General features: G+C 66.0%; 7 protein-coding genes. 4 read left to right on the forward strand and 3 right to left on the reverse strand.

Annotation, left to right across the window (positions count from 1 at the left end):
• Nucleotides 1-14 precede the first annotated feature (14 nt).
• Nucleotides 15-1799, forward strand: coding sequence for a hypothetical protein (locus UUA_RS08090; protein ID WP_039953719.1), 1785 nt, complete (start codon nucleotides 15-17; stop codon nucleotides 1797-1799).
• A 241-nt stretch (nucleotides 1800-2040) separates the two neighbouring features.
• Nucleotides 2041-2418 (forward strand): BON domain-containing protein, encoded by a 378-nt coding sequence (locus UUA_RS08095; protein ID WP_008435794.1) that lies wholly within the window; start codon nucleotides 2041-2043, stop codon nucleotides 2416-2418.
• A gap of 126 nt (nucleotides 2419-2544) precedes the next feature.
• Here UUA_RS08095 and UUA_RS08100 read toward each other — a convergent pair whose 3' ends face one another.
• The 3 genes from UUA_RS08100 to UUA_RS08110 all read right to left on the reverse strand — a co-directional run bounded on the left by UUA_RS08100 (nucleotide 2545) and on the right by UUA_RS08110 (nucleotide 8297).
• On the reverse strand, nucleotides 2545-5601 hold the full coding sequence (locus UUA_RS08100; RefSeq protein ID WP_008435799.1) for a TonB-dependent receptor: 3057 nt from the start codon (nucleotides 5599-5601) through the stop codon (nucleotides 2545-2547).
• A gap of 343 nt (nucleotides 5602-5944) precedes the next feature.
• Nucleotides 5945-7111, reverse strand: coding sequence for a PilT/PilU family type 4a pilus ATPase (locus tag UUA_RS08105; RefSeq protein WP_008435800.1), 1167 nt, complete (start codon nucleotides 7109-7111; stop codon nucleotides 5945-5947).
• A 148-nt stretch (nucleotides 7112-7259) separates the two neighbouring features.
• On the reverse strand, nucleotides 7260-8297 hold the full coding sequence (locus UUA_RS08110; RefSeq protein WP_008435801.1) for a type IV pilus twitching motility protein PilT: 1038 nt from the start codon (nucleotides 8295-8297) through the stop codon (nucleotides 7260-7262).
• Nucleotides 8298-8651: 354 nt separating this feature from the next.
• On the opposite strand from UUA_RS08110, the gene proC reads away from it, so the two are divergent.
• Together proC and UUA_RS08120 are read left to right on the forward strand one after the other, a co-directional pair.
• On the forward strand, nucleotides 8652-9476 hold the full coding sequence (gene proC / locus UUA_RS08115) for a pyrroline-5-carboxylate reductase (RefSeq protein WP_008435802.1): 825 nt from the start codon (nucleotides 8652-8654) through the stop codon (nucleotides 9474-9476).
• Nucleotides 9473-10048, forward strand: a complete 576-nt coding sequence (locus tag UUA_RS08120) for a YggT family protein (protein WP_008435803.1) — start codon at nucleotides 9473-9475, stop codon at nucleotides 10046-10048. The genes proC and UUA_RS08120 overlap by 4 nt, the downstream gene beginning before the upstream one ends.
• Nucleotides 10049-10487 lie beyond the last annotated feature (439 nt).

Here is a 10487-nt window from a genome sequence, read left to right on the forward strand (position 1 = left end):
CATTGGGGATCAACATGCGATCGACGACGCGATACATCGCGCTGGGTTTCGCCGGCGTCATGCTGGCGGCCTGCGGGCACAAGGACAAGGACGCGCCGCTGGCTTTCGTGCCGGCGGACACGCCGTACGTGGTGGCCAACCTCGACATCATGGACGACGCCACCCGCGGCGCCCTGCTCGCCCAGGCCGACGCGCAGCTGCCGTCCCAGCTCGCCCAGCTCGACGCCAGCGCCGAGCGGCTGAGCAGAAAGGACCCCGATGGGGCGCGCCTGCTGCGCGCGCTGCGCGCCGAATTCAACGGCAAGACCATCGAGAGCTTCGCCCAGGGCGCCGGCCTGAACCTCAAGGGCTACTCCGCCTTCTACGGCCTCGGCCTGGCCCCGGTGCTGCGCTCCCAGCTGAGCGACCCGGGCGCGTTCGAGGGTTTCGTCGGCAGGCTGGAAACCGCCTACGGCAAGAAGCTCGATGTCGCCAGCGTGGGCAAGCAGAGCTACCGCAAGTACGCCTTTCCCGCCTCCGGCACCGAGCTGGTGCTGGCCACGGTGAACAAGCAGGCGGTGGCCGCGCTGCTGCCGGCTGATGTCTCGCCGGCGCTGCTGCGCCAGGCGCTGGGCCTGGATCGGCCGCAGAAGAGCCTGCAGGACGATGGCCGGCTGAAGACGCTGGCCAAGGCCAAGGGTTACCAGAAGTGGCTGCTCGGCGAACTGGATCTGACTCGCGCGCTGCCGCTGGCGATCGGCGGCAAGGATCCGCTGGTCGGCGCGATCCAGAAGGCCCATGCCGAAGCCATCGCAGCGAAGACCGGTGAGCCGGTCGCCACCCAGCTGCAGAGCTCGCCCAGCTGCGGCACCGACGCCGCGCGCATCGCCGCACGCGTGCCGGCCATGAGCTTCGGCTACACCAGGCTTGACGCGAAGCACCAGGACGTGCGTTTCGACGTGGCGCTGGCCGGCGACATTAGCCAGGCCTTCGCCGGGCTCAAGGTCGCGCTGCCCGGCCTGGGCGGCGCCGGCACCGCACCGTTCGACCTGAGCGTGGCCCTGCCGGTCGCCGAGGCCCGCACGTTCTGGCTGGCCCAGGCCGAGGCGGTGGCCGCCAAGCCGTTCAGCTGCCCCTCGCTGACCGACCTCAACGACAGCTTCGCCAAGCTCGGCCCCGCCATGCAGAAGGCGGCGATCCCGCCGTTCGGCGACATGCTCGGCCTGCGCATTGCGCTGGACTCGCTGGCGGCGGGCAAGGAGAGCGCCCTGCCCACCTTCAGTGGGCGCGTGCTGGTCGGCACCAACAACCCCGACGGCCTGTTCGCGATGGGCCAGATGATGGTGCCCGCGCTGGCCGCGCTGAAACCGAGCCATGACGGCAAGCCGCTGCCGCTGCCGAAGGACGTGGTGGGCATGCTGGGCCAGCCGGCCTGGCTGGCCATGGGCGAGAAGGCGCTCGCCTTCGGTATCGGCGCAGGCGAGGACACCCGCCTGAGCGATGCCCTGAAGGACCCGACCGGCGACACCGGCCGGATGGGCCGCATGCACATCAGCGGCGCGATGTACCTGAGCTGGCTGCAGCTGATGGAGCAGAAGATCGACAGCGTGGCCGCCGCCACTGCAGCGATCGGCAAGAGCGACGAGCCGTCGATCGACGACTCGGGCGACAGTGCGGCCGAGGCCGCCGCCGAGCTGGCCCGCACCAAGGCCCAGTTCGCCGCCATGAAATCGCAGGCCGAGCGCGTCGACAGCATCGATGCCCAGATGCACGTGGACCAGGGTGGCATGGTGATCACCAGCCAGACCGCGCTGAAGTAGACATTGGCACCGAGGGAAAGCCGGGGCGCAGCGACGCCCCGGCTTTTTTTCATGCGCGGCTCGCGGCATTCAACGCGAAGACAACATCGCCATGACCTGCCTTTCGCGTCCGTAATCCCGCGCTGAACCGGTGCCCGCTGAAGCCACGCGGCGTTCACGGCCCGGCTGTTGCCATGGCGACGGCAGCATCCCGCCTGTCGCTCCGGCAGGCAGGCATCGTCATCCCACCAAGGAGATCGCCATGCGCACTTCCACGATCCGCCACAGCTTGTATGCCACCACCCTCGTGCTCGCCTTCGCGGCCATCCCGTTCGGCCAGGTCGCAGCCCAGGACGCCGGCGCGCGCATGCAGCAGTCTTCCGAGAACCAGACCGTGCCGGACAAGGCGGCCGATGCCTGGATCACCACCAAGGTGAAATCGGAGTTCGGCACCACCAAGGGCATCCCGGCCACCGACATTTCGGTCTCGACCCACGATGGCGTGGTCACGCTCAGCGGCACGGTTGCCTCGCAGTCCCAAAAGGACCACGCCGAACGCGTCGCCCAGCTCGTCAAGGGCGTGAAGAGCGTGGACGCCAGCGGCCTGACCGTCGGCGGCACGCCGCCCGGGGAGAAGTAGGCGCACTGAGTACCGCGAGCCGACAGGAAAGGCGCCCGAAAAAAAAGCCGCCGGAAAATCCGGCGGCCCAAGGGGTGGTGCTTCGGCATTTGGCACATCAGGCCAAACCCGCGTTATCCGCTATGTTCAGATGTCGTAGCGCACAGTGAAACGCACCGTCCGCGGGTCGGTATAGTTCAACACCCGGCCATAGAGCGGGTTCACCGTGGTGCGGTTGCTCCCGTAGCGCATGTGGTAGTACTGCGGCGTCTGGCGGTTCAGCACGTTGAGCACGTCGACCTGCAGCGTCAACTTGTTGTCCGCCCAGCCCGGCGTGTACGCCGCATTGAGGTCCAGACGGTAGGTCCACGGCGTGGTGCCGCTGGTGCCGCGCGGGGCGAACACGACCTGCGAGCCCGGGATGTTCAGGCCGCAGTAGTGGTAGCTCGACGAGTTGTAGATACCCTTGGTGGTCGTGTCAGGCCAGAAACTGAGGCAGCTCTTGGGACGGCCGGACGCCACCTGCACGGTGGATCCGACGCGCCACTCCTTGCTGAACTGGTAGTAGCCGAACGCGCGGATCTGGTGCCTGCGGTCGTTCGGCAGCGAGCCGTTGGAGCCCACCATCAGCTGCGGCTTGTCCCAGTCCTGGGTTACCGACACGTCGGCCTGGCCACCGGCACCGGTATCCAGGTCGGAGAGCAGCTGGCCTTCGGTGTTGCCGTAGTTGTGCGAGAGGGTGTAGCCGATCTTGCCGTACCAGTTGTCGGCGAACGGATGCTCCACGAACAGGTCCAGCGCGGCGTACTTGCGCTTCAACTTGGGGAAACCGAGCTGCTCGTTGGTGTAGTGCACCTCGGTGAAGCTGCCATCGGGCTGTTCCAGCAGGAAGGTGTTGGCCTGGCCCGGGTTGAACAGGAAGCAGCGGCCGCCCAGCGTCTGGGTGCAGGTGTCGTCGATCGCGCTGCGCAGCTTGCGCAGGGTGACCTTGGCGCCCGTCACGAAGGTCGGGCTGACCTGGTATTCCGCACCGAGGATGTACTCGTCCTGGAAGTGCGACTTCATGCCTTTGGACGCCACCGTGCGCGGGTCGGGCGCCTGGCCACACTCGAGGTTGGTCGAGACCAGGTTGGTGTTGCCGCAGGTATAGCCCTTGCTGTGGTCCACGGCGATCGGGCTGAGGCCGGTCGGCGCACCGGTGCGCGGATCGACGCCGGTGTAGGTGAAGTACTCGCTGGTGATCAGCGAGCCGGAGGCGCCGCGCACGGCCACGTTGTTCGGCATCGCCAGGTGGTAGCGGCCGGCGTTGGCGAACACCTTGAGGCTGGAGTCGCCGAACACGTCCCACGAGGCGCCCAGCCGCGGCGCCAGCTGGTGGCGCTGGCGCGCGAACGGCTGGTTGCTGCTGTTGTAGTTGGTGAACTGCTCGTTGCGCAGGCCGAGCGAGAGCAGCAGGTTGTTGTTCACCTGCCAGCGATCCTCGATGTACTGCGCCTCCTGCTCGGTCTTCACCTTGGCCAGCTGGGTACGGTAGTAGCGGTAGACGTAGTAGCCCTGCGTGCCCAGGCCACCAGCCGAGACCGGCGAGCCCACGCCGTTGCCGGTGTCGATCGCCCCGGCGGGGTTCGACTGCCAGCCGTAGATCCAGCCGTAACCACCGGGGTAGCTCTTGCCGGTCAGCGAATCGGCGATCTGCTTGTCGAAGCCCACGCGGATGTCGTGGTCGCCGATGCGGTACTCGATGTCCAGGCGGCCGCCACGGGTCTTGTCCTTGGCACCCGGTACCAGGAGGAGCGCGGTGGTCTTCTGGCAGGTGTTGTAGGTTTGCCCGGGGGCCGCGGTCTGGGAATTCACCGAGATGTACGGGCAGGCCGGATCGTAGCCCCAGGGCGTGCTGACATGGTCGATCTTCTGCGTGCCGTACAGCGCGGACAGGGTCAGGTCATCGGTCAGGTAGCTGGTGTACTTGCCGATGTAGAGCTCGCCGCCGTCCTTGGTGTAGATGCCGCCGGTCTGCGTGTCGGTATGGGTGTCGTTGGCGTAGCTGTACGGCGAGTACTTGGCGTCGTACAGGGTCTTGTCGGAGATGCCGGTCAGCTCGACGATGTTGCTGTCGTTGATATTCCAGTCGATCTTGGCCGTCCAGCGCGGCTTCTTGTAGGAGTAGTCGTTCCACGCCTGCTTGAGGTTCGCCGCGGATGAGTTGGTGTAGTAGCGGACGCTGTTGCCTTCCTGCCGCTCCACCTCGGCATTCACGTAGAAGAACAGCTTGTCCCGGATCAGCGGGCCGCCGACGTAGGCGCCCACGGTGGAGGTCCAGTACTGCGAGCGATTGCGGTTCAGGTACAGGGTGCCGTCGGTCGGCGTCCGGTTGCCCGAGCCGTAGAACCCGGTGTTGGCGAAGTAGATGTTGCGCGGGTCGGAACGCAGCGCCTGCGGTGCCCATATGCTGTAGACGCCGGCCTTCCATTCGTTGCTGCCGCGCTTGGTCACGATGTTGATCACGCCGCCGGTGGAGCGCCCGAATTCGGCGCCGTAGCCGCCGGTCAGCACCTGCTCCTGGTCGATGGCGTCGAACGGCAGGGTCGAGAGACCGATCGAGGTCAGCGGGTTGGTGACCGCGTAGCCGTTGATGTAATAGGCGTTCTCGGAAGCCGCCGAACCGCCGAAGCTCGGGGCGTTGTAGCTCGAGCCCTGGATGACGCCGGGAGCCAGCAGGGCCGCCGCCAGCACGTCACGCGACAGCGGCAGCTTCTGCAGCTGGTCGGCCGTCAGCACGGTGCGGGTGTCCACCGACGAAACGTCGATCGCCGGCAGCGAGGAGGCCGTGACTGAAACCGCTCCCAGTTCGGTGGTCCGTTCCGGCGAGGCGAACGACACTTCCGATCCGCCCGAGATCACCACCGTGATGTTGTCACGACTGCTGACCGTGGCCCCGTGGTTCTGCAGCGTGACCTTGTAGTTGCCGACCGGCAAGGACGAAAAACGGTAGCGACCGCTGGCGTCCACCGTGGTCGAGCGGGTAAAGCCGGTGTCCGTGTTCTGGATCAGCACCGTATCGCCCTGCTTCGCGCCGACCTGGCCGAAGATCGAGCCGGTGATGTTGGACTGCGCCAGCGCGGTGCCGGCCAGGGACATGCCCAGCGCTACCGACAGCGCGGAAAGGCGCAGCAGAGGCCGCGCGTTACTCGTAAACTTGTTCATCGTTTTCCCCTGAAGAATTGCGAACGGCGATCGATAGCACGCAAAATTTTGCGAATTGCAGACAACGAGGATTCCTACCGGACGCGGCGAACTTGCAGACGAAGCCCGGGAACGATCCGCTGATTCCCCAATCAGCTGGACCGGCAAAGCAAATCCTCTCCGGGATCAATTTCTTGACCCTGGGATTTGATAACAAGAAAATACGAAAACGTCAACGATTCCGTAACAATTGGCGCACCCATATCCCCGAAAGGTCGAGGTGACTTCGGCGCACCACCTTTCCGGCCACACCCAAACGAAAAGGCGCCCGAAGGCGCCTCTTCGCAGTGCCGCGGTTACGGCGTTAGCGGTTGAGGAAATTGCTGCTGAAGTTCTGCGAGTCGCGGTTTTCTTCCAGCTCGACGCCTTCCAGGCCCTGTGACAGGGTATGCGCGTCGCCGCCTTGCGCCAGCTTGATGCGCAGGCGCACCTCGTTGGAACTGTCGGCGTAGCGCAGGGCATCCTCGTAGCTGATCTCGCCGGCGTGGTACAGCTCGACCAGGCTCTGGTCGAAGGTCTTCATGCCGAGCAGGGTGGACTCCTTCATCACTTCCTTCAGCTTGTGGATCTCGCCCTGGCGGATGTAGTCCTGCACCAGCGGCGTGCCCAGCAGAATCTCCACCGCGACCCGGCGGGCCTTGCCGTCGGGCGTGGGGATAAGCTGCTGCGCCACGATGCCCTTCAGGTTCAGCGACAGGTCCATCAGCAGCTGCTGGCGGCGATCCTCCGGGAAGAAGTGCAGGATGCGGTCCATCGCCTGGTTGGCATTGTTCGCGTGCAGCGTGCACAGCACCAGGTGGCCGGTTTCGGCGAAGGCGATCGCGTGGTCCATGCCCTCGCGGGTGCGGACTTCGCCGATCATGATCACGTCCGGCGCCTGGCGCAGGGTGTTCTTCAGCGCGTTGTCCCAGCTGTCGGTGTCGATACCGACCTCGCGCTGGGTGATGATGCAGCCCTCGTGCTTGTGCACGTATTCGATCGGGTCCTCGATGGTGATGATGTGCCCGGTCGAGTTCTGGTTGCGGTAGCCGATCATCGCCGCCAGCGAGGTCGATTTGCCCGACCCGGTGGCGCCGACGAACACGATGATGCCGCGCTTGGTCATCGCCAGCTGCTTGATCACCGGCGGCAACGTCAGCTCCTCGATGGTGGGGATCTTCGACTCGATCCGGCGCAGCACCATGCCCACGCAGTTGCGCTGGTAGAAGCACGACACGCGGAAGCGGCCCACGCCCTGCGCGGAAATCGCGAACTGGCACTCGTGGGTTTTCTCGAACTCCTCGCGCTGGCCCGGCGTCATCACGTTGAGCACCATGTCGCGCGCCTGCTGGATGGACAGCGGGCTCTGCGTGATCGGCACGATCCGGCCCTGCACCTTCATCGAAGGAGCGACGCCCGCGGTGATGAACAAGTCGGAGGCCTTCTTGTGCACCATCAGTTTCAGGAACGAGGTGAAATCGAAGTCACTCATGGCTTTAGCCCCGGGAATAGGGAATAGGGAAATAGGGAATTGGAGTCGAGGCACACCGCAAACCGGCGGCAGAAATCGAGAGGTTCGAGCAGGCGCGGTGCTCCACGCTTCTCAACGATTCCCGATTCCCGATTCCCTATTCCCGGCTTCATTTGAAATTGTCCTTGTTCTTGGCGTAGGCCTGCGCCTGCTGGCGCGTCACCAGGCCGCGTTTGACCAGATCCTGCAGGCACTGGTCCAGCGTCTGCATGCCGAACTGCTGGCCGGTCTGGATCGACGAATACATCTGCGCCACCTTGTCCTCGCGGATCAGGTTGCGGATGGCCGGTATGCCGACCATGATCTCGTGCGCCGCGATGCGGCCGCCGCCAACCTTCTTCAGCAGCGACTGCGAGATCACCGCGCGCAGGCTTTCGGACAGCATCGAGCGCACCATCGGCTTCTCGCCGGCGGGGAATACGTCGATGATGCGGTCGATGGTCTTCGCCGCCGAGCTGGTATGCACGGTGGCGAACACCAGGTGGCCGGTCTCCGCCGCGGTCAGCGCCAGGCGGATGGTTTCCAGGTCACGCAACTCGCCGACCAGGATGTAGTCCGGGTCTTCGCGCAGCGCCGAACGCAGCGCTTCATTGAAGCCCAGCGTGTCGCGGTGGATCTCGCGCTGGTTGACCAGGCACTTCTGCGAGGTGTGCACGAACTCGATCGGGTCCTCGATCGTGAGCATGTGCCCGTATTCGTTCTTGTTGATGTGGTCGACCATCGCCGCCAGCGTGGTCGACTTGCCCGAGCCGGTCGGGCCGGTCACCAGGATCAGTCCCTGCGGCTGCTCGATCAGCTCCTTGAAGATGTGCGGCGCACCGAGGTCCTCCAACGTCAGCACCTCGGACGGAATGGTGCGGAACACCGCGCCGGCGCCGCGGTTCTGGTTGAACGCGTTGACGCGGAAACGTGCCAGCCCGGGAATCTCGAACGAGAAGTCGGTTTCGTAGAATTCCTCGTAGTCGCGCCGCTGCTTGTCCGACATGATGTCGTAGATCAGCGAGTGCACCTGCTTGTGTTCGAGCGCGGGGATGTTGATCCGGCGAACGTCGCCATCGACGCGGATCATCGGTGGCAGCCCGGCGGACAAGTGCAGGTCCGAGGCCTTGTTCTTCACCGAGAAGGCAAGCAGTTCGGCAATGTCCATGAAGTCGTTTCCCCTCAACCGATCGTCTGGGTGGCATGGATTCGTCTGCCACATCCGGGGCCGCATGACATCCGCGGGCGTGGTGCGCCGCAGCGCATGGCAACCGGCATCACGACACCACCTGGACGAGCTTTACGCACCCCTGTAGCCGCGCCGATACTACTCGGGCAAGCGGCTGTGCGGCCAGTCTTTCCGCCCTCCATACGCAAACTGCCAACGCGGTTTGCGCACCCGGTCGAAAAAATCGCCAGCCGGCCTCGACGACGCCCTTTCGCGCAGCCTTCCGCCGGCAAACCCGTCGCTCGCGCGCCGGCTCCAGTAAGGTACGTGCTCTGGACGGACGAGGAGCCCTGCATGACACGACTTGCCTTCATCGGCGGCGGCAACATGGCGCGCAGCCTGATCGGCGGCTTGCTGAAAACCGGCGTGGCGCCGGCCACCCTCAGCGTGGCCGAACCGCTGGCCGAGGCGCGCCAGGCGCTGGGCCGCGACTTCGGCATCGCCTGCTATGCCGAAAACCGGCTGGCCGCGGCGGATGCCGAGGTGATCCTGCTGGCGGTGAAGCCGCAAGTGATGCCGGCGATCCACGCCGATCTGCGCGACCTCCTGCAGCGCAACCGGCCGCTGCTGATCTCGATCGCCGCCGGCGTGCGGCTGGACCAGTTGGAGCGCTGGTTCGGCAGCGGGCTGCCGATCGTGCGCTGCATGCCCAACACGCCGGCGCTGATCGGCGCCGGCGCCACCGGTCTGTGCGCCAACCACCGGGTCAGCCCGGCGCAGAAGGCGCAGGCACAACACATCCTCGACGCCGCCGGGATCACCCGCTGGATCGACGACGAGGCGCTGATGGATACCGTCACCGCACTGTCCGGTTCCGGTCCGGCGTATTTCTTCGCGCTGGTCGAAGCACTGGAAGCCACCGCGGTGGCGCAGGGCCTGCCACGCGACACCGCGCGGGCGCTCGCCGCGCAAACCTGCCTGGGCGCCGGCCGCATGCTGGTGGAGGGCGGCGAAGACCCGGCCGTACTGCGCCAGCGCGTCACCTCGCCGCATGGCACCACCCAGGCCGCACTGGAAAGCTTCGCCGCCGACGGCCTGTCGCACATCGTCGCCCGCGCCGTCGCCGCCGCCACCCGGCGCGGTGTGGAACTCGCCGCCGAACTGGACCAATTGCCGTGAGCTACCTGCTGAATGCGCTCTCCCTGCTGCTCGACCTGGCGTTCGACGCAGTGGTCGTGCTGTTGCTGCTGCGCGTGGCTGCCGAAGCCTGCCGCGCCGATTTCCACAACCCGCTGAGCCAGTTCGTCTACCGCACCACCAACCCGGTGCTGGCGCCGATCCGCCGCGTGTTGCCGAACTGGCGCCGGATCAACCTGGCCGCCCTGCTGCTGGCATGGCTGGTGATGTTGCTCAAGCGGCTGCTGCTGTTCGCCCTGCTCGGGGTGCTGCCGCAACCGCTCGGCCTGATCGTGCTGTCGCTGGCCGAGCTGCTCGACTTCGTGCTGCTGTGCTACCTGGTACTGATCTTCGGCTGGTCGCTGCTGAGCATGTTCGCGGTGGACCGCCGCCACCCCATGCTGCAACTGGCCGGCAGTATCGTCGCCCCGCTGCTGCGCCCGCTGCACGGCCGGCTGATCGTCGGCCAGATCGACTTCGCACCGATGGCGGTGATGATCGCGCTGCTGCTGGTGCGGCTGCTGGTCGCGGCGCCGTTGCTGGATCTGGGGGCGCAGTTGGCGTTGGGCACCTGAGTTTTCCCTTGTGGGCGGCGGCTTCAGCTGCCGTTTCTTTTTGAAGCAAGGGCTCAAGAGCTTTCGTCCTCCTTCGGAGGGCGAGTTACTTTCTCTCGCTTGCCCGAGAGAAAGTAACCAAAGAGAGGGCACCCCGCTCGGCGCTTGCCGGGCTCCTGCCCGGCAAGTCCGCGAGTCGGGGCCGGGCTTTTCGACCGGACTCCTGTCCGGGCGAAAAGGCGTTGCCATCCCTGGCAACGCCCGCTGCGCGGCCTGTCGATCCCGACTCGCCGCCGCGCAAGGGACCCCGGTAGAGCAGCGGGCCATCCTGGCCCGCACTCGGTGATAGAGCTGAAAAGCAGGAGCCGCAGCAGAGCATCGCTCTGCTGTGGCTTTGCTCTGGCTCTTCTGAAGAGTGCGCGCTGGGAGCGCGCTGCTTTACCCGGGGCCCCTATGGCGC

It is taken from the genome of Rhodanobacter thiooxydans LCS2 (assembly GCF_000264375.1).
GTDB classification, from domain to species: Bacteria; Pseudomonadota; Gammaproteobacteria; order Xanthomonadales; family Rhodanobacteraceae; genus Rhodanobacter; species Rhodanobacter thiooxydans.

Excerpts from the sequence above, each read along its gene's own strand:
- UUA_RS08090 (WP_039953719.1), top strand. The coding sequence starts at position 15 with ATGCGATCGACGACGCGATACATCGCGCTGGGTTTCGCCGGCGTCATG.
- UUA_RS08095 (WP_008435794.1), top strand. The coding sequence starts at position 2,041 with ATGCGCACTTCCACGATCCGCCACAGCTTGTATGCCACCACCCTCGTG.
- UUA_RS08100 (WP_008435799.1), bottom strand. The coding sequence starts at position 5,601 with ATGAACAAGTTTACGAGTAACGCGCGGCCTCTGCTGCGCCTTTCCGCG.
- UUA_RS08105 (WP_008435800.1), bottom strand. The coding sequence starts at position 7,111 with ATGAGTGACTTCGATTTCACCTCGTTCCTGAAACTGATGGTGCACAAG.
- UUA_RS08110 (WP_008435801.1), bottom strand. The coding sequence starts at position 8,297 with ATGGACATTGCCGAACTGCTTGCCTTCTCGGTGAAGAACAAGGCCTCG.
- proC (WP_008435802.1), top strand. The coding sequence starts at position 8,652 with ATGACACGACTTGCCTTCATCGGCGGCGGCAACATGGCGCGCAGCCTG.